The sequence below is a fragment of the Isoptericola sp. NPDC058082 genome, assembly GCF_042885055.1.
In the GTDB taxonomy this organism is placed as follows: domain Bacteria; phylum Actinomycetota; class Actinomycetes; order Actinomycetales; family Cellulomonadaceae; genus Isoptericola.
Map to the genome: position 1 here is coordinate 201,074 of NZ_JBHVSQ010000007.1, position 18,515 is coordinate 219,588.

Sequence of the window (18,515 nt, forward strand, 5' to 3'; positions counted from 1 at the left end):
GGGTCTGGGGTGGGTGCCGAGCATGCGGCTGCGCTCGGACTGACGGCTGAGAAGGTGCGCTACCGCATGCTCGGCGGCAGGGCGGCGCGCCACAGGTGCAGGGCGGCGTACGAGCGCCACGGCGCCCACCGCTCGGCCCGGGCGGCCAGGGCGCGCGAGCGCGCCGTGCGCGGGGCGTCGTCGGGCAGGCCGAGGTCGACGCCGGCCGCGGCAGCGCCCGCGAGGAGCGCGACGTCGCCGTCGAGCCAGGAGTCCGGGTCGCGCAGCACGCGCATCGCCACGTAGGCGGCGGTCCACGGCCCGATCCCGCGCCGCGCGACGAGCGCGGCGCGCAGGGCCTCGCCGTCGTCGCCCACCCCGACGGCGAGGGTGCCGTCGTCGAGGGCGCGGGCGGTGTCGACGACCGTCGCGACCGACCGGGCGGGTAGGCGCAGGTGGTCCGCCGCCGCGGCCGCGACCTGCGCGGCCGTCGGGAACAGGCGCGTGAGCCCCGGCACCGCGGAGTCGTACGGGGTGCCGGCGCCGGCCGCCAGCCGGCCCAGGTGCGTGCGCGCGGCGGCCACGCTGATCTGCTGGCCGACGATGGCGCGCACCACGATCTCGTGCGGGTCCACCGTGCCGGGCAGCCGCAGACCGGGCGTGCGGGCGACGAGCGGGGCCAGCGCGGGGTCGTCGGCGAGGGCGGTGTCGACGGCCGCCGGGTCGGCGTCCAGGTCGAGCAGCCGGCGCAGGCGGGCGACGGCCACCGAGACGTCGGCGGCGGACGCGAGCTCCAGGCGCACGGCGACCCGGCCGGGCCCGACGCCCGGCCCCGCCAGGACCTCCGCCGCGCCCGGCCCGTGGGGGAGCCGCAGCGTGCGGGCGTACCGGACGTCGTCGCCGTCGAGGTCCGCGACCTCCACGCCGTCGACGGCGCGCGCCGCGAGGAAGGCGACGACCCCGCGGGCGTCGAACGGCTCGCGCACCGGCAGCTCCAGGTCGAGGCGGACCCGCGCGACGTCGGCGCCGTGACCGCCGTCCGTCGCCTGCCGGAAGGGGTGGTCGGGGCGGGCCCGGCGGCGGCTGCGCGCGCGCAGCTCGCTCGGCGCGACGGCGAAGACCTCGGTCATCGTGTCGTTGAACTGGCGGATCGAGCCGAACCCGGCCGCGAAGGCGACGTCCGCGAGCGGCAGGTCGGTGCCGACGACGAGGCTGCGCGCGGTCTGCGCGCGCTGCGCACGGGCCAGGGCGAGCGGGCCGGCGCCGAGCTCTGCGGCGAGCAGGCGGTGCACGTGCCGCGCGCTGTACCCGAGGCGGGACGCGAGCCCGTCCGTGCCCTCGCGGTCCACCACGCCGTCGGCGATCAGGCGCATCGCGCGACCGGCGAGGTCGTGCCGCAGGTCCCAGGCGGGCGTGCCGGGCGCGGCCTCGGGCAGGCACCGCTTGCAGGCGCGGTAGCCCGCCTCGTGCGCCGCCGCCGAGGTGAGGTAGAAGGTGACGTTCTCCGGCTTGGGCGTGCGCGCCGGGCAGGAGGGGCGGCAGTAGATGCCGGTGGACCGCACCGCCGTGAAGAACTGCCCGTCGAACCGGGTGTCGCGCGCGGCGATGGCGCGGTAGCGCTCCTCGAACTCCCGTGCGTCGGGGCGGGCTGTCGTCGTCATGTCCCCATCCTCACGCGCCCCACCGACCAGGTGCTAGCGGGAATCGGACACGATCGTGGGCGCTAGGGGAGAGCCTCGATCCAGTCGAGGACGGCGGCGAGGTAGGCGTCGCGGGCGGGCCGCGGTGACAGGGCCAGGTCGTGGGTGCCGCCCGCGACCGTGCGCACGGTGACGTCGCCCCCGAGCCGCCGCGCCCGTTCGCGCATGTGCGCGACGTCGAGCACGGTGTCCGTGGTGAGGTGCTGGTCCGTGGTGGACCGGTCGGAGGTCAGCACCAGCACCGGGATCCGGAGCCCCAGGCCGCGCGCGAGGCGGCGCTGCGCGCGCAGCACCGACCGCAGCCAGGCGGCGCGGACGGCGAACGGCTCGTGCGGCTTCCACGCCGCGTCGAAGTCCCACTCGCCGCCGTGGGCACGGTGCAGGGCCCGCGCGTAGCCGTCGTCGAGGTGGTTCACGACGGCGCGCGGAGCGACGACGCCGAGGGCCTCGACGAGCGCGGTGGCGGCCACCCGCACCGGGCGGGGCTTGTTGAGCTGGACCCAGGGGCTGTTGAGCACCAGGGCGTCCGCCCGGCCCGGCCGGGCCGCGGCCCACAGCGGGGCCACCAGCCCGCCCGTGGAGTGGCCGAGCACCACGAGCCGCTCGTGCCCCGCGGCCCGGACGACGGCAGCCGCGGCGTCGAGGTCCTGCGCGTACACGGCGATGTCGCGCACCTGGTTCGGGTCGCCGCCGGCGGACACCTGGGCGTCCCAGGCGCGCCCGTGCCCGCGCAGGTCGACGGCGTAGAACGCGAGCCCGCGCGCGGCGACGGCCGCCGCGAGGTGCGGGTGGAAGAAGTAGTCCGCGAACCCGTGCACGTACAGCACCGCCGTGCGCGCGACGGCGCCGCGAGGTCCCGGCGTGCCGTCGTCGGCCGGCGTGGACGGCACGTGCCGCACCAGCACGGCCTCCGCGCCACCGGGCAGCGGCAGCGTGCGCGCCCGGAACTCCGGGCCGAGGACGTCCTCGCGCCACGCCCCGGGTCCGGGGAGCGGCGCGGCCGGCGCGTCAGGCACCCTGCGCGGGACCGGACGGACGGTCCTCGTCGCCGGGGCGGTCGTCGGGCGTGCCCGTGACGTCGGGCTCGACGTCGGGCTCGGTGGCGCCGCCGGCGGGCTCCTGCCGGACCGTGTCCTCCTCGCCCGGGCGGCCGGGCTCCAGCGGCTCGGCGACGGGGCCGGTCGTGGGGCCTGCGGGCGGGGCGGTCTCGGGCGCGGCCTCCGGCTCGAGCGGCTCGGCGACCGGGCCGGTGGTCGGCTCGGCGGGCGGGGCCGCGGGCGTGCCGAAGACCTGTTCCTCCGGCGTCGAGCCGGCGGCCGGCACGGCCCCGGGGGCGGCCTGCGCGGCGAACGCGGCGTCGCCCGTCGCGGTGCCCGTGACCGTCCCCGTCGACGTCGCGGGACGGCGGTTGTTCCGCACGACGAACCACACGACGAGGCCGATGACGACCAGCCCGACGACGAGGCCGACGATCCACCACGGGAAGCTGCTGCCGGCGGTGGCCGAGCCGACCGCGTGGATCTCGGTGTTCTCGCCGACCTTCGGCGTCCAGGTGACGGTGTTGCCGTCGACGGTGCCCGTGGCGTCGCTGACCGGCCCGGGGAACGTGACGGCGAGGCGGACGTCGAAGGCGTCCTGCACGTTCTGCGGCAGCGACTCCAGCTGGTCGGCGCCCTCGGAGAGGTCCATCGTGCCGTCCACGACGTAGTCGTCGCCGTCGCGGGTGATGGTGAGGTCCTCGCCGCCCTCGCCGGAGATCTGGCTGATCGGGGCGTCGGTGAAGGTGTACCTGGTCCCGGTGTACTCGTCGTCGGAGTACGGCTCCTGGGACGTGCCCTCGGGCAGGTTCTGGGAGAGCTCGCCGCCGGCCTGCTTCCACAGCTCGCCGGGCTCCATCCCCATGGTCTCGGCGAGACTGTTCGAGACGGCCATGACGATCGAGCCGGAGACGGTGTCGTCCTCCGACAGCGTCATGTCCATGTCGACCTTCATGCACCCGGCGAGGGCGAGGAGGCCGACGGCGGCCAGGGCCGCCGCGATCGCGGTGCGGAGGCGGCGCACGGGGCCGCGGGCTGGAGTGGTCACCGGCCCAGCATCCCGCAGCGGCCGCCGGGGAGCCACCCGGCACCCCGGGCGCCTTGCGCTCAAAGTTGAGCGGAATAGACTCAACTTTGGCGGCGTTCCCCCGACAGGAGTCTGACCCGTATCACCGCACGTCATCCCGGAGGTCCCATGGACATCAAGCTCACGACCATGTCGCAGCAGGCGCTCGGCGACGCCGTCCAGTCGGCGTCGGCCGCGGGCAACCCCCAGCTCGAGCCGGTGCACCTGCTCCAGGCGCTGCTCCAGCAGAGCGGCGGCGTCGCCGTCGGCCTGCTCGACGCCGTCGGCGCGAACGCCCAGCAGATCGGCCAGCGCGCCCGCGCGGCCCTCGTCGCCCTGCCGCAGGCGAGCGGCTCCGCCGTCGCGCAGCCCGCGCCGTCGCGCGCGATGAGCGCCGTGCTGGAGAACGCGGGCAAGGAGGCCGAGGCGCTCGGCGACGAGTACGTCTCGACCGAGCACCTGCTCATCGCGCTCGCCGCCGGGCAGTCCGCCGCCGCCCAGGCGCTGACCGAGGCGGGCGCGACCGCCGACGCCCTGCGCGCGGCGCTGCCCGCCGTCCGCGGCTCGTCCCGCGTCACCAGCCCCAACCCCGAGGGCACGTACAAGGCGCTGGAGCAGTACGGCAGCGACCTCACGCAGCGCGCCCGCGACGGCAAGCTCGACCCGGTCATCGGCCGCGACTCCGAGATCCGGCGCGTCGTGCAGGTGCTCAGCCGCCGCACCAAGAACAACCCCGTCCTCATCGGCGAGCCCGGCGTCGGCAAGACGGCCGTCGTCGAGGGCCTGGCGCAGCGCATCGTCGCGGGCGACGTCCCGACGTCCCTGCAGGGCAAGCGCCTCGTCGCGCTCGACCTGGCGGGCATGGTCGCGGGCGCCAAGTACCGGGGCGAGTTCGAGGAGCGCCTCAAGGCCGTGCTCGAGGAGATCACCGCGTCGGACGGCGAGGTCGTCACCTTCATCGACGAGCTGCACACCGTCGTCGGCGCGGGCGCCGGCGGCGAGGGCGCCATGGATGCGGGCAACATGCTCAAGCCCATGCTCGCCCGCGGCGAGCTGCGCCTGGTCGGGGCCACGACCCTCGACGAGTACCGCGAGCACATCGAGAAGGACCCGGCCCTCGAGCGCCGGTTCCAGCAGGTGTTCGTCGGCGAGCCGTCCGTGGAGGACACCGTCGCGATCCTGCGCGGGCTCAAGGAGCGGTACGAGGCGCACCACAAGGTGACGATCGCGGACTCCGCGCTCGTCGCCGCGGCCGCGCTGTCCGACCGGTACATCACCGGTCGTCAGCTCCCGGACAAGGCGATCGACCTCGTCGACGAGGCGGCGTCGCGCCTGCGCATGGAGATGGACTCCTCGCCCGTCGAGATCGACGAGCTGCAGCGCGCCGTCACGCGCCTCGAGATGGAGGAGGTCGTGCTCAAGGAGTCCGACGACGCCGCCTCCACCGAGCGCCTGGAGCGCCTGCGCGCCGACCTCGCGGACACCCGCGAGCAGCTCGCCGCGCTCACCGCGCGGTGGGAGTCGGAGAAGGCCGGCCACAACCGCGTCGGCGACCTGCGCGCCCGCATCGACGAGCTGCGCACCGAGTCCGACCGGCTGCAGCGCGAGGGCGACCTCGAGTCCGCCGCCCGCCTCCTGTACGGGGAGATCCCGCAGGTCGAGCGCGAGCTCGCGGAGGCCGAGCGGGCCGAGGCGTCCCAGGAGGCGGACGAGGCCCAGGCTCACGAGGCGCCGATGATCGCCGACAAGGTGGGCTCCGACGAGATCGCCGAGGTCGTCGCCGCCTGGACGGGCATCCCCGCCGGGCGCCTGCTGCAGGGCGAGTCCGAGAAGCTCCTGCACATGGAGGACGTCATCGGCGAGCGGCTCATCGGCCAGACGGCCGCCGTCCGCGCGGTGTCCGACGCCGTGCGGCGCTCGCGGGCCGGCGTGGCCGACCCCGACCGTCCGACCGGGTCGTTCCTCTTCCTCGGCCCGACCGGCGTCGGCAAGACGGAGCTCGCCAAGTCGCTCGCGGACTTCCTGTTCGACGACGAGCGCGCCATGGTGCGCATCGACATGTCCGAGTACTCGGAGAAGCACTCCGTGTCGCGGCTGGTCGGCGCCCCTCCGGGGTACGTCGGCTACGAGGAGGGCGGCCAGCTCACCGAGGCCGTGCGGCGGCGCCCCTACTCCGTCGTCCTGCTGGACGAGGTGGAGAAGGCGCACCCCGAGGTCTTCGACATCCTGCTCCAGGTGCTCGACGACGGACGCCTCACCGACGGCCAGGGCCGCACGGTCGACTTCCGCAACGTCATCCTGGTGCTGACGTCGAACCTGGGCTCGCAGTTCCTCGTGGACCCGGCCCTGGACGACGCCGCCCGTCGCGAGGCGGTGATGGCGGCCGTGCGCGCGTCGTTCAAGCCGGAGTTCCTCAACCGGCTCGACGACGTGGTGATCTTCGACGCGCTGAACGTCGAGGAGCTGGGCGAGATCGTCGACCTCCAGGTCGCGGCGTTCGCGAAGCGCCTGGCAGACCGGCGCATCACGGTGGACGTCACGCCCGCCGCGCGCGAGTGGCTGGCGCTGGAGGGCTTCGACCCGGCGTACGGCGCCCGCCCGCTGCGCCGCCTGGTGCAGCGCGAGATCGGCGACCGGCTCGCCAAGGAGCTGCTGTCCGGCGCCGTGTCCGACGGCGGCACCGTCGTCGTGGACCTCGACCCGGACGCCTCCGGCCTCAGCGTCACGCCGAGGTAGCTCGAAGCCCGCCGAGGTAGTTCCGAGCCGTGCCGAGGTGGTTCGTTCGTGACTCCGTGTCACGAACTACCTCGGCACGTCACGCACTACCTCGGCGGGGCCGGGTCAGCCGATGGAGGTCTGCGGGCCGGCGCCCTCCCGCACGACCGACGGCACGTCGGCCGCCGGGTCGAGCGTGTACGGGTAGAACGACGCGGGGTCGAAGGCGGTTCTGCAGCACCATCGTCGTGCCACCGCCCGGACGACAAGGAGCTCGACTTCTTCGACAACGCCGACACGGCGTCTACCGGTGGGGCATCGCGGGCTGGCACGGCAACGGGGCGGCTTCACCCTGGGCGGCGAGGATGGGGAACACAGGCGTCGAGCCCCCGACCTCGCGTGACGGAGGCCGGGGGCTCGACGGGTGCTTCGGGAGGTCAGACCGCCTTGCTGCTGACCCGGATGAACGTCGGGTTCGACTGCCAGATGCTGCGCTTGACGACGCCGACGCGCGGGTTGCCGGCGTCGATCTGCTTGCCGTTGCCGATGTAGATGGCCACGTGGCCGGGCGACCAGATCAGGTCGCCGGGCTTGGCGTTCTTGCGCGAGACCTTCTTGCCGACGTGCTTCTGCGCGGACGACGTGCGCGGCAGCTTCTTGCCGATCGCCTTCTTGTACACGTAGGAGGTGAAGCCGGAGCAGTCGAACGAGCTCGGACCGGTGGCGCCGGAGACGTAGCGGGCGCCGACCTTCGTCTTCGCGATCGCGACGACGGGCGAACCGGCGCTCTTCGCGGTCGCGGTGACGGCGGACGTGCCGACCTTGCGGAGCTTCGAGCTGCTCGGCAGGACGAAGATCTGCATCTTGTTCTTGCCGACCTTGTGCATCGACCAGTTCGGGTTGAAGGTCGCCTTGCCCTTGTGCAGCGTGCGGGTGGAGACCGACTTCCCGTTGACGAGGAGCTTGGCCTTCCCGGCCACGGCCTTGCCGGAACGGGTGGCGGTCACGGTGTAGGTCGGGCGCTTCGAGGCGCTCATGTGCTTGACGACGGTCTTCTTCCGGGCGACCTTGAGCGTGACGGTCGACTTGTAACCCTTGGCGGCCTGCACGGCCACCGAGCCGAGGTTCGCGGAACCGACGTTCGCGGAGGTGGCGCCGGTGGCGGCGGACGCGTGGGGGGCGACGGCGACGAGACCGCCACCCGTGAGGGCGCCGGCGACGGCGAGGGCGATGATCGCCCGGCGGGGCCGGCGAGCGGCCGCGGCGGCGGTGCCGGGGCGCGCGGAGGCAGGGGACGTGGACATGGGGCGTGACCTCCAGCCTGCGAGATGAGCTGTCGGGTGAGGCCGAGATCGTTGGCCCGCCACCAGAGGTGGCTGAACCCCAAGGCCGGGAGCGTCCGGGCGGTGTGCCCGGGCGGCCGGCCGGAAGTGGGTCTCCCGCTGCTGCCGTGAGGTTCGTGGTCACCGGGACGCCGGCAGCACTCGGCTGCGTCCCGGTCGGCCGGCACCCGTGGCAGGTGCGGTCGAGGGACGCTAACCCCGCGGACCCTTCGAGGTCACGTTCCGATAACAGGCCCCGCGTGTCGCTGGCGCGGGGGGCGGTGGGCATCCGTGCTGGACGAGTCCGGTCAACCCGGCGCGAACCGGACGCGGTCGCGTGATACCGGATGTGACCAAGATCACTGTAAGAATCCACTCGTGGGGGGATATCGGAGACGTCGACCGTCCTCAGGCCAGCAGGTCGACCGTCCCGGGAGTCTCCGACACGGCGACGCACAGTCCCGTGCGGTCGCCGGCCGCCCAGCCGGCCTCCGACGGGGTGAGGACGACGAAGGTCAGTCCCTCCGCGTCGCGGCCCGCGGCGCCCAGCAGCCCGGGGCCGCAGTCGGCGGACGCCTTGCGCACCAGCGCGTCGTGACCGGGCCACACGGCACCGGCCGCGGAGTCCGTGCGCCCCACCACCTGCGCCTCGTGCTCGCCCGCGCACGGCACGACGGTCACCCGGCCGACGTCGCCGGGCGGCAGGTGCCGCAGGCAGGACCCGAGCACGAGCTGCGCCGCGTTCACCTCGCGCGCCCCGGTCACCGCGGCCGGCACGGGCGCGGTCGCCCGGTCGCGTGCCGTCATGACCCCGATCGCGACGGCGCCGCCGACGACGGCGAGCGCCACCACCGCCACGGCCGCGCGACGCACGCCGCGGCGCGCCCGGGCCGAGGCGCCGCCCCCGGCGCGGGGCCGTGCGCCGTCGCGGGGCGGGGGCGCGCCGTCGTCGCCCGTGCCCGGCAGGCCCAGGCCGGCGAGGCCGTCCGCGGGCAGCACGCCCGCCGGCGTCGGCGCGGCGAAGACCGGCTCGGCGGGGGTCGGCGCGGCGTCGGGTGCCGGGTCGGGTGCAGGGTCGGGTGCAGGGCCCTGCGCGCGGTCGTGCGGGTCCGGGTCCTGGGTCACGACGTGCTCCGTGCGCGTCAGGCCGGGTCGGCGAGGTCGAGGATCACCGGGACGTGGTCGCTGGCGCCCTTGCCCTTGCGCTCGTCACGGTCGATGGCGACGCCGGTGACGCGCTCGCGCACGGCGGGGGAGGCGTAGGCGAAGTCGATGCGCAGACCCTTGTTCCGGGGGAACGCGAGCTGCTGGTAGTCCCAGTACGTGTAGGTGTGCTCGGCGGGCAGGTGCTCGCGCGTCACCTCGGTGTAGCCGGCGGTCGCGAACGCCGTGAAGGCCTCCCGCTCGGCGGGGGTCACGTGGGTGTGGCCCTCGAACGCGGCCGGGTCGTAGACGTCCGTGTCGAGCGGGATGACGTTCCAGTCGCCGACCAGCGCGACCGGGGTGCGGGGATCGGCGGCGAGCCAGCCGGACGCGGCGTCGCGCAGCGCGCCCAGCCACGCCAGCTTGTACGCGTAGTGCGGGTCGCCGATCGCGCGGCCGTGCGGCACGTACAGGGACCACACGCGCACGCCGCCGCAGGTGGCGCCGAGGGCGCGCGCCTCGATCGGCGGCGGCACGTCGAGCAGGGTGGCCGGTGCCTCGTCGGGCGTCGGGTCCGGGGCCTCGTCGGGTGCGCCGGCCGGTGCGGCGTCAGCGGCCGCGGCGGGCTTGGCGAACCCCGGCTGGCCCGGGAAGGACGTCTCGACGTCGGTGATCCCGACCCGGGACGCGATGGCGACGCCGTTCCACGCCGAGTGCCCGGTGTGCGCCACCTGGTAGCCGGCGGCATCGAACGCCGCGTGGGGGAACTGCTCGTCGCGGCACTTGGTCTCCTGGATGGCGAGCACGTCCGTGCCCGAGCGCTCCAGGAAGGCGATCACCCGGTCGACGCGGGCACGGACGGAGTTGACGTTCCAGGTCGCGAGGCGCACGGGCGCCAGGCTACCGGCGGTCGCCGACGCCCTCGGGAGCTCATTCCCACGTCGCCGTGTCGGGGTCGACGCCGTGCGTGCGGGCACCGGCGTCGATGACCTCGCGCAGCCACGCCGTCAGGCCGGGGCGGCGTCGGTCGTGCTGGGCGGTGAAGTCGTGGTCGGCGGCGACCTCCCGCCACTCCTCGGGGGTGCGCTCGGCCGACCGCTCCGCGAACTGGGCCCACTGGTCGGTGTCGCCCCAGCGTGCGCGGGCCCCGGCCGCCCACGACGGCTGCCAGTCGGCGCCGAACAGGGCGACCTGCTCCTCGGGGGACAGCAGGACGCCGCGCTCGCGCGCCTCGACCAGCCGGTCGAGGGCGTCGGCCGCACGCTCCAGCCGGCCCAGCCGCTCGCGCACGAGGTCGCGCTGGCGGCGCAGGGACGCGTCCGCGCCCCGCGGGGAGTCGAGCAGCGCGCCGATCTCGTCGAGCGGCACGCCGAGCTCGCGGTACAGGACGACGCGGTGCGCGCGCGTGAGGTCCGACGCCGTGTACAACCGGTATCCCGCGGCCGTGCGCGCCGACGGGTGGACCAGGCCGACGGCGTCCCAGTGGTGCAGCGTCCGGACCGTGACGCCCGCGGCCCGCGCCGCGGCGCCGACGGTGAGGCGGGTCGTCATGGCGACCAGTCTGCCCGCCGCATCAGCACTCGGCGCCGAAACCCAGCTCGTCGCGCACGGTCTGCGCCTCCGGGCCCGCCGGGTCCCACGGGCGGGCGGCGGTCATGACGACGCGCGTCCGCTCGGGGGTCACGACCTCCAGGTCGAGGGTGCCCCACGGCTGCAGCCGAGGGCCGCTCGCCGACCCGGGCGCGACGCGCTCGCACGCGGCCGCGATCTCGTCGATCTCGCCCTGCACGCACGAGAAGCTCACGCTCAGGGGGCCGGCCTCGGCGGCGGGCGTCGCGGGCACGAGCAGCACGTCCTGGAACGCCCACCGGCGCAGGTGCACCACTGTGCCGGGGGCGGCGAAGAGCTCGAAGAAGCCGAGGCCGCGCACCCAGAAGTCGGTGGAGGCCTCGAGGTCGGCGGTCGGGACGTTGACGAACATCGGCATGCCGTAGATGCCGCGGAACTGCTCCGGCGGCTGCACGCCGGGGCCGGGACGCGGCACGGGGCCGATGCTGAACGCGGGGAAGAACGCGGGGAAGGTGGTGTCGGTCATGCGGCCAGCGTGGGCCCTCACGTCGCGTGAGGGTCAACCCCGCCGCGTCCGCCCTCTAGGCTGCCCCCATGGGTACCGCGCTCGTCACCGGCGCCACCGCCGGCCTCGGTCTGGAGTTCGTCTGGCAGCTCGCCACGGCGCGACACGACGTGGTCGTGGTCGCGCGTGACGCCGACCGCCTGGAGCAGGTCGCCGCGCAGGTGCGCGCGGCGGCGGGCGTGCGGGTGGAGGTGCTGCCGGCGGACCTGTCCGTCAAGCAGGACCTGGAGCGGGTCGCGGCGCGGCTCGCCGTCACCGGCGACGAGGAGGGCGACGACCGGCGCCCGGTGGGCCTGCTCGTCAACAACGCCGGGTTCGCGACGGCGCAGTCCTTCGTGCGCGGCGACCTCGCCGTCGAGCTCTCCGCCCTGGACGTCATGGTCCGGGCGGTGCTCGTGCTCTCGCACGCGGCCGCCGGGCAGATGACGGGCCGCGGGCGCGGCGCCATCCTCAACGTGGGCTCGATCGCCGCGCTGACCGCCGGCGGCACCTACGCCGCGGCGAAGGCGTACGTCCGATCGTTCACGGAGGGCCTGGCCGTCGAGCTCAAGGGCACCGGCGTCACCGCCACGGTGGTGAGCCCCGGGTTCGTGCGCACCGAGTTCCACGACCGGGCGGGCGTGGACATGTCCACGATCCCGGACGCCGGCTGGCTCGACGCCCCGACCGTCGTCTCCGAGGCGCTCGCGGACGTGCGGCGCGGCGTCGTCCTCTCGACGCCGTCGGTCCGCTACAAGGCGGCCGCGGCCCTGCTGCGCCTGGCCCCGCGCGCCGCGGTCCGTGCCGTCGGCAAGTACCGCTGACCACGGCCTGCACCGAGGCTGGGCGAGATCCGGCCGCCTGCCCCACGATGGAGATGTGATCGGGGGGCAAGCACCTGCGACGGACACCGGGGACGGTCGGAGCGCCCTCCCCGGCGGCGACGCGCTGGACTACCGCGACCTCTTCGACGCGCTGGCCGTGCCGAAGATCGTGCTGGACCCCGACCTCGTCGTGCTCGACGCCAACCGCTCGTACACCGAGCTGCTCGGCATGCCGGTGGACGCGCTGGTCGGGCGCACGCTGGCCGACGCCCTGGCGCAGGTGCCGGGCGGCCCTCCGCCCGTGCCCCATGCCATGGACGCCATCGCCCGGTGCCTGCGCACGGGCATGCCCGAGGTCGTCGAGCCGACCCGGTGGGACCTGCCCGACCCACGCACGGGCGAGACGGGACCGCGGTACTGGATGCTCCTCGCGCTGCCGGTCACGCGTGCGGGCGACGCCGCCGTCCGTGCCGTCGTGGTCCGGGTGGAGGAGGTCGACGCGGCCGACGTCGAGGGCACCGACGGCTACGCCACACCGGAGCGCTTGTCGTGGCACAGCACGGTGGCGCGCATGCGGGCGAACGCCGCCGCCGAGCGCGACGCGGCAGTCACCCTGCAGTCCTCGGTGCTCATCCCGCCGCCGGAGGTCCCCGGCCTCGCCGTGGACGTCCGGTACCAGCCGGCCAACCGGATCACGCGGGTGGGCGGCGACTGGTACGACGTCGTGCTCCGGGAGTCGGGTCGGGCGGTGCTGGTCGTGGGCGACGTGGCGGGGCACGACGTCGACGCGGCGGCCACGATGTCGCACCTCAAGGGCGTGCTGCGCACCGTCGCGGTCGAGGACGACGCGGGCCCTGCCGCGATCCTCGACCGGGCCGAGCGCGCCGCCGCCGTGCTGCGCATCGAGGCGTTCGCGGCGATCACGGTCGCCGTCGTCGAGCCGCCCGCGGCCGACGGGTCGCGGCGCGTCACCTGGGCCCGCGCCGGGTCCCTGCCGCCGCTGGTGCGGCGTGCCGACCTCGGCGCCGAGCTCCACGGCGAGCGTCCTGGCCGGCTGTTCGGGCTGCGGCTGCCCGAGGCGCGGCCGGAGTCGACCCTCGTGCTGGCACCCGGCGCGTCGCTGCTGCTGTTCACGGACGGCCTCGTCGAGCGGCGGGGCGAGCCGCTGGTGGACTCCCTGGAGCACCTGCGTGAGGACGTGGAACAGGTGGTGGACGCGCGGCTCGAGCGGCTGGCCGACTGCGTGCTGGCGCGGAGCACGCCGATCCGGGGTGCCGACGATGTGGCGGTGGTCGCGCTCCAGGTGGACGGCGCCCCCGCGGTCGGGCCCGAGGCCGTCGGTACGATGACCGGGTGACCTCCTCGGATACCGCCTTCGGCCCCACGCCCCGCGAGCAGCTGCGCGACCTCATCACCGAGCTCGCCGTCGTGCACGGCAAGGTGACGCTGTCCTCCGGCAAGGAGGCCGACTACTACGTCGACCTGCGCCGCATCACGCTGCACCACCGCGCCGCCCCGCTGGTGGGCCACGTGCTGCTCGACCACCTCGAGGAGGTCGGCCTCGGCACGGCGGAGGTGGACGCCGTCGGCGGCCTGACGCTCGGCGCCGACCCGATCGCGGACGCCCTGCTGCACGCCGCGGCGTCGCGCGGGCAGGACCTCGACGCGTTCGTCGTCCGCAAGGCGGCGAAGGCGCACGGCATGCAGCGGCAGATCGAGGGTCCCGAGGTCGCGGGCCGCAAGGTCGTGGTCCTCGAGGACACGACGACGACCGGCGGGTCGCCCATCACGGCGATCGAGGCGCTGCGCGCCGCGGGCGCCGAGGTGCTCGGCTGCGCCACGATCGTCGACCGCGCCACCGGCGCCGGCGAGAAGATCGAGGCCCTCGGCGTGCCCTACCACTACCTCTACGACCTGGCCGACCTGGGCCTCGCGTGAGCGGACCGGCCGCGCGACGGCCGAGCCTGGCGCTCCTGGTCGCGCCGATGGTGGTCGTGGTCGCGGCGGTCGTGCTCGCGGCGCTCGGGGTGGTCGACCTGTGGGTCGCTTACATCGTCGTGCCCGTGGCAGCCGTCGTCGGCGGGCTGGGTTACCTGCGCGCCCAGCGCCGCGTCGTCGTGCGGCGGGGCGAGGGCGTCGACCGGCTCGTCGCGGCCGGGCGGTGGACGGCGTACGGCGGCGCCGAGCAGCCCGACGTGCCACGCGACGTGCGGTCGTTCCCGAAGCGCGAGCCGCTCGCGAGCGACGTCGGGCACACGATCGGCGAGGTGCTGCGCACCCGCGTGGACGGTCGCGACGTATGGACGCTCGAGCTGGGCGTGCAGCGCCGCTCCGCCGGCACGATCACCGACACCGGCGCCCGGGAGTCCGGCCCGGCGACGCTGACCGACCCGTACCACCTGGTCGTCACGCGTCTCGACCGCGCGCACGGCACGGTGGAGGTCTCCGCCGCAGGCGTCGCCGCCGCGCTGCGGGCCGACGTCGAGGTCGGCGTGCCGGACTTCGACCGCGCGTTCCGCGTGGCCACCGAGAGCGAGCGGACCGCACACGCGTGGCTCGGCGACGGCGGCGGCGCGGACCTCGCCCGCCAGGGCGTGGGCGCGCTGCACGGCGGCCGGCTGCGGCTCGACGGCGACACCCTGCTGTGGTGGCGCAAGGGCCACCAGGACCTGGACGTCGTCGACGACGTCGCCCGCCTCGTCGCGCGGGCCGCGGCGTACGCGCCGCGCTGACCCGACGGTGCGTCAGCCGCGGCGGCGCCCGAGCAGGAACCCTGCGCCCAGCCCCACGAGCAGGGCGCCCAGCCCGAACAGCACCCACATCAGCACCCACCTCGACGTCCCCGGGACGAACGCCGTGTCGGAGAGCGGGGCGTACGCGAACCAGCCGAACGACGCGTAGCCCACGGGGCGGGTCAGCACCCAGGCGATCATGCCGGCGCCGACCACGATCGAGAGCACCGCGGTCCAGGTGCCGCGTCGTCTCCGGGAATCCCCTGGCCCGGGGACCGGTGCGTCGTCAGACACGGCCGATGAGGTCCGCGATGGAGTCCACGACGTGCGACGGCCGGAACGGGTACGTGTCGACCTCGGCCGCCGAGGTGGAGCCGGTCATGACCAGGAAGGTCTCGAGCCCCGCCTCGATCCCGGCGACGACGTCGGTGTCCATGCGGTCGCCGATCATCGCCGTCACCTCGGAGTGGGCGTCGATGCGGTTGAGGGCGGAGCGGAACATCATCGGGTTCGGCTTGCCCACGTAGTACGGCGAGCGGCCGGTGGCGGCCTGGATCATCGCGGCGACCGCGCCCGTGGCGGGCAGCGGGCCCTCGGCCGACGGCCCGGTGGTGTCCGGGTTGGTGGCGATGAAGCGGGCGCCGTCGCGCACGAGGCGGATCGCCTTGGTGATGGCCGTGAACGAGTAGGTGCGGGTCTCGCCGAGCACCACGTAGTCCGGGTTCGACTCGGTGAGCGTGTACCCCGCCTCGTAGAGGGCGGTGGTGAGGCCGGCCTCGCCGATCACGTACGCCGAGCCGTTGGGGATCTGGTCGGTGAGGAACTGCCCGGTGGCCAGCGCGGACGTCCAGATCGCCTCCTCCGGCACGTCGATGCCCGACGTCGCGAGGCGGGCGCGCAGGTCGCGCGGCGTGAAGATCGAGTTGTTCGTGAGCACGAGGAACGGCCGCTCCGCGTCGCGCAGCGCGCGGATGAACTCCGGCGCCCCGGGGATGGCCTGCCCCTCGTGCACGAGGACACCGTCCATGTCGGTCAGCCAGCACTCGATCCGTCGTTCGCTCACGCGCCAACCCTAGTGCGCGGGCCGCGCGTGTGCGTGGGCGTCCGCGTGCGTCGGCCAGGATGGGCGCATGACGACGATCGTGGTGGTGGGCGGGACCGGCCAGGCGGGCCGGGCCGTCGTGCGCGAGGCCGGGGCGCGGGGGCACGACGTGCGCGTGGTGTCGCGGCGGCGCCCGGAGGACGTCGCGGAGCTGGGCGGGGCGGCGCACCACGCGGTGGACCTGCTCGCGGACGACGACGCGGCCGTGAGCGCGGCGCTGACCGCCGCGTTCGACGGCGCCGACGCCGTGGTGGACACCAGCAACGGCATGACGCCCGGCGCGCAGGCCGTGTTCACGACCGGTGCGCGGCGGGTCGCGGAGGCGGCCGGCCGCGCGGGCGTGGGCCGTGCGGTCGTGCTGTCGATCGCGACTGTGGACCAGAGCGAGTACCCCTACTACCGCGCGCACGCCGAGCAGGAGCGCGTGTACGCGGCCGGGCCCGCGCCGGTGACGGTCGTGCGGGCCACCCAGTTCCACGGGTTCCTCGACCTCTTCTTCGGCCGCGGCAGCCGCCTCGGCGCCTGGTCGCGGCTCGGGCTGCTGCCGTACCCGCGCGGCTGCCGCTTCCAGACGATCGACCTGCGCGACGTCGCCCGCGCGCTCGTGGACGCGGCCGAGGGAGAGGACCCGCTCGGGGTCGGGCCCGCCACGGGCCCCTCGGGCGCGCCGACCGCCACCGTCGGCGGGCCGCAGGTGCTCGACGCGCGGGCGATGGCGGACGCGTGGCGGCGGGCCCGCGGCTCCCGCCGGCTGCCGGCGGGGGTGCCGCTGCCCGGGCAGCTCGGGGACTTCCTGCGCGCCGGGCGCAACCTCGTGCCGGACGCCGCGGCGGGCACGACCACCTACGACCAGTGGCTGGCCGGGCGGTGACCGGGACCGGGCGCGAGCCCGAGCGCGAGATCGAGCGCGAGGTCGGCGTCGGCCCGTGGCCGGGCGGCCCGTCCGCGTGGCCCCGCCGCGCGGACGGTGCGCCGGACCTGCGCTACGACCCCGAGCTGCTGGAGCACGGCGACCGCCGCAACGTCGTCGACCGCTACCGGTACTGGACCGTCGAGGCCGTCCTCGCCGACCTCGACGCCCGCCGCCCCGACGGCCGGGAGCTGCACGTCGCCATCGAGAACTGGGCGCACGACCTCAACATCGGCTCCGTGGTGCGCACGGCCAACGCGTTCAACGCGGCCGGGGTGCACGTCGTCGGCCGACGGCGGTGGAACCGGCGCGGCGCGATGGTCACCGACCGCTATCTGCACACCCACCACCACCCAGACGCGGCGGCGCTCGCCGCCTGGGCGGCGTCGGAGGACGGCGGGGCCGGCCTGCCCGTGATCGGCATCGACAACGTGCCCGGGTCGGTGCCGCTGGAGGCCTCCGACCTGCCCGCCCGTTGCGTGCTGCTGTTCGGCCAGGAGTCCACCGGCCTGACGCCGGAGGCGCAGGCGGTGTGCGCCGACGTCCTGCACATCACCCAGCACGGCTCCACGCGGTCCCTCAACGCGGGCGCCGCGGGCGCGATCGCGATGCACGCCTGGGCGTCGCGGTGGCTCCCTCCGTCTCACGGAGCCGACGGCATGTGACTCTCATGACCCGGACGTGAGAAAATCCGGTTGCATGCGGGTCGCACGGCGCCCGTCGCGACGAAGCATCCCGCTGCATCCTCGTACGCCCCGTCATTGGAGTACCGCAGATGCCTATCGCAACCCCCGAGGTCTACGCCGAGATGATCGACCGGGCGAAGGCCGGCAAGTTCGCCTACCCCGCCGTCAACATCACCTCGTCGCAGACCGTGACCGCCGCTCTCCAGGGCTTCGCCGAGGCCGAGTCGGACGGCATCATCCAGGTCTCCGTGGGCGGCGCCGAGTACGCGTCTGGCTCCACCGTGAAGGACCGCGTCGTCGGCTCGCTGGCCCTCGCGGCCTACGCCACCGAGGTCGCGAAGAACTACTCGGTGAACATCGCGATCCACACCGACCACTGCGTCAAGAAGAACCTCGACTCCTGGGTGCGTCCGCTGCTCGCCCTCGAGGCGGAGCAGGTGAAGGCCGGCAAGAACCCGACCTTCCAGTCGCACATGTTCGACGGCTCGGACATCCCCCTGGACGAGAACCTCGTCATCGCCGCCGAGCTGCTCGAGCTCTCGCAGGCCGCGCGCACCATCCTCGAGATCGAGGTCGGCGTCGTGGGCGGCGAGGAGGACGGCCACGAGGCCGAGATCAACGAGAAGCTCTACACGACGGCCGAGGACGGCCTCGCCACCGTGCGCGCCCTCGGCGCCGGCGAGAAGGGTCGCTACCTCACGGCCCTCACCTTCGGCAACGTGCACGGCGTGTACAAGCCGGGTGCCGTGAAGCTGCGCCCGTCGATCCTCGCGGACATCCAGAAGGCCGTCGGCTCGGAGATCGGCAAGGAGAACCCGTTCGACCTCGTGTTCCACGGCGGTTCGGGCTCCACGGCCGAGGAGATCTCCGAGGCGGTCGACAACGGTGTCATCAAGATGAACATCGACACCGACACGCAGTACGCGTTCTCGCGTCCCGTCGCGGACCACTTCTTCCGCAACTACGACGGCGTCCTCAAGGTGGACGGCGAGGTCGGCAACAAGAAGGCCTACGACCCGCGCGCCTGGGGCAAGCAGGCCGAGGCCGGCATGGCCGCCCGCATCGTCGAGGCCGCGCAGCAGCTGCGCTCCGCCGGCCACAAGATGTGACCTGCCACCTCACGCCGAGGTAGCTCGAGACTCGCCGAGGTAGTTCGAAGGGCGGCCCGCACCGGGTGCGGGCCGCC

The 18,515-nt window shown here is 75.0% G+C and carries 19 protein-coding genes; 8 read left to right on the forward strand and 11 right to left on the reverse strand.

Going from position 1 to position 18,515, the window contains the following annotated elements; genetic code table 11:
• Positions 1 to 59: 59 nt before the first annotated feature.
• The 3 genes from ACFVS0_RS12185 to ACFVS0_RS12195 form a co-directional block, all read right to left on the reverse strand.
• Entirely contained in the window at positions 60 to 1,640 is a 1,581-nt protein-coding gene (locus tag ACFVS0_RS12185) for a DNA-3-methyladenine glycosylase 2 family protein (protein WP_430551687.1), read from the reverse strand.
• Between the two features lie 62 nt (positions 1,641 to 1,702).
• Positions 1,703 to 2,695 carry an alpha/beta hydrolase gene (locus ACFVS0_RS12190; RefSeq protein ID WP_430588108.1) on the reverse strand — a complete coding sequence of 331 codons (993 nt, stop codon included), beginning with the start codon at positions 2,693 to 2,695 and terminating at the stop codon, positions 1,703 to 1,705.
• Positions 2,688 to 3,764 carry an LppM family (lipo)protein gene (locus ACFVS0_RS12195; protein WP_430588109.1) on the reverse strand — a complete coding sequence of 359 codons (1,077 nt, stop codon included), beginning with the start codon at positions 3,762 to 3,764 and terminating at the stop codon, positions 2,688 to 2,690. The genes ACFVS0_RS12190 and ACFVS0_RS12195 overlap by 8 nt, the downstream gene beginning before the upstream one ends.
• Positions 3,765 to 3,911: 147 nt before the next feature.
• On the opposite strand from ACFVS0_RS12195, the gene clpB reads away from it, so the two are divergent.
• Positions 3,912 to 6,518: an ATP-dependent chaperone ClpB gene (gene clpB, locus ACFVS0_RS12200; protein ID WP_430588110.1), complete on the forward strand. Its 2,607-nt coding sequence runs from the start codon at positions 3,912 to 3,914 to the stop codon at positions 6,516 to 6,518.
• 105 nt (positions 6,519 to 6,623) lie between these two features.
• On the opposite strand, the gene ACFVS0_RS12205 is transcribed toward clpB, so the two are convergent.
• The 6 genes from ACFVS0_RS12205 to ACFVS0_RS12230 form a co-directional block, all read right to left on the reverse strand.
• Positions 6,624 to 6,752: a hypothetical protein gene (locus ACFVS0_RS12205; protein ID WP_430588111.1), complete on the reverse strand. Its 129-nt coding sequence runs from the start codon at positions 6,750 to 6,752 to the stop codon at positions 6,624 to 6,626.
• A 182-nt stretch (positions 6,753 to 6,934) separates the two neighbouring features.
• Entirely contained in the window at positions 6,935 to 7,801 is an 867-nt protein-coding gene (locus tag ACFVS0_RS12210; protein WP_430588112.1) for a C40 family peptidase, read from the reverse strand.
• 426 nt (positions 7,802 to 8,227) lie between these two features.
• Positions 8,228 to 8,944: a septum formation family protein gene (locus ACFVS0_RS12215; RefSeq protein WP_430588113.1), complete on the reverse strand. Its 717-nt coding sequence runs from the start codon at positions 8,942 to 8,944 to the stop codon at positions 8,228 to 8,230.
• A gap of 17 nt (positions 8,945 to 8,961) precedes the next feature.
• Positions 8,962 to 9,852, reverse strand: a complete 891-nt coding sequence (locus ACFVS0_RS12220) for an exodeoxyribonuclease III (protein ID WP_430588114.1) — start codon at positions 9,850 to 9,852, stop codon at positions 8,962 to 8,964.
• Between the two features lie 40 nt (positions 9,853 to 9,892).
• Positions 9,893 to 10,513, reverse strand: coding sequence for a MerR family transcriptional regulator (locus ACFVS0_RS12225; protein WP_430588115.1), 621 nt, complete (start codon positions 10,511 to 10,513; stop codon positions 9,893 to 9,895).
• A 22-nt stretch (positions 10,514 to 10,535) separates the two neighbouring features.
• Positions 10,536 to 11,057, reverse strand: coding sequence for a VOC family protein (locus ACFVS0_RS12230; RefSeq protein WP_430588116.1), 522 nt, complete (start codon positions 11,055 to 11,057; stop codon positions 10,536 to 10,538).
• A gap of 68 nt (positions 11,058 to 11,125) precedes the next feature.
• Here ACFVS0_RS12230 and ACFVS0_RS12235 point away from each other — a divergent pair, with 68 nt between their 5' ends.
• The 4 genes from ACFVS0_RS12235 to ACFVS0_RS12250 are packed head-to-tail and all read left to right on the forward strand — an operon-like array spanning position 11,126 to position 14,631.
• On the forward strand, positions 11,126 to 11,899 hold the full coding sequence (locus ACFVS0_RS12235; protein ID WP_430551699.1) for an SDR family NAD(P)-dependent oxidoreductase: 774 nt from the start codon (positions 11,126 to 11,128) through the stop codon (positions 11,897 to 11,899).
• Positions 11,900 to 11,954: 55 nt separating this feature from the next.
• Complete coding sequence (locus tag ACFVS0_RS12240; protein ID WP_430588117.1) at positions 11,955 to 13,256, forward strand: SpoIIE family protein phosphatase; 1,302 nt, start codon at positions 11,955 to 11,957, stop codon at positions 13,254 to 13,256.
• Positions 13,253 to 13,837 (forward strand): orotate phosphoribosyltransferase, encoded by a 585-nt coding sequence (gene pyrE / locus ACFVS0_RS12245; RefSeq protein ID WP_430551701.1) that lies wholly within the window; start codon positions 13,253 to 13,255, stop codon positions 13,835 to 13,837. The genes ACFVS0_RS12240 and pyrE overlap by 4 nt, the downstream gene beginning before the upstream one ends.
• Positions 13,834 to 14,631 carry a hypothetical protein gene (locus ACFVS0_RS12250; protein ID WP_430588118.1) on the forward strand — a complete coding sequence of 266 codons (798 nt, stop codon included), beginning with the start codon at positions 13,834 to 13,836 and terminating at the stop codon, positions 14,629 to 14,631. Before pyrE ends, ACFVS0_RS12250 begins: the two co-directional genes overlap by 4 nt.
• Positions 14,632 to 14,643: 12 nt before the next feature.
• Here ACFVS0_RS12250 and ACFVS0_RS12255 read toward each other — a convergent pair whose 3' ends face one another.
• Positions 14,644 to 14,859, reverse strand: coding sequence for a hypothetical protein (locus tag ACFVS0_RS12255; protein WP_430588119.1), 216 nt, complete (start codon positions 14,857 to 14,859; stop codon positions 14,644 to 14,646).
• A 58-nt stretch (positions 14,860 to 14,917) separates the two neighbouring features.
• Positions 14,918 to 15,658: an HAD-IIA family hydrolase gene (locus tag ACFVS0_RS12260; RefSeq protein ID WP_429735840.1), complete on the reverse strand. Its 741-nt coding sequence runs from the start codon at positions 15,656 to 15,658 to the stop codon at positions 14,918 to 14,920.
• Positions 15,659 to 15,761: 103 nt separating this feature from the next.
• On the opposite strand from ACFVS0_RS12260, the gene ACFVS0_RS12265 reads away from it, so the two are divergent.
• The 3 genes from ACFVS0_RS12265 (at position 15,762) to fbaA (ending at position 18,438) form a co-directional block, all read left to right on the forward strand.
• Positions 15,762 to 16,604, forward strand: a complete 843-nt coding sequence (locus ACFVS0_RS12265) for an SDR family oxidoreductase (protein ID WP_430588120.1) — start codon at positions 15,762 to 15,764, stop codon at positions 16,602 to 16,604.
• Positions 16,601 to 17,308, forward strand: a complete 708-nt coding sequence (locus ACFVS0_RS12270) for a TrmH family RNA methyltransferase (RefSeq protein WP_430588121.1) — start codon at positions 16,601 to 16,603, stop codon at positions 17,306 to 17,308. The genes ACFVS0_RS12265 and ACFVS0_RS12270 overlap by 4 nt, the downstream gene beginning before the upstream one ends.
• Before the next feature lie 110 nt (positions 17,309 to 17,418).
• On the forward strand, positions 17,419 to 18,438 hold the full coding sequence (gene fbaA, locus ACFVS0_RS12275; protein ID WP_429766120.1) for a class II fructose-bisphosphate aldolase: 1,020 nt from the start codon (positions 17,419 to 17,421) through the stop codon (positions 18,436 to 18,438).
• Positions 18,439 to 18,515 lie beyond the last annotated feature (77 nt).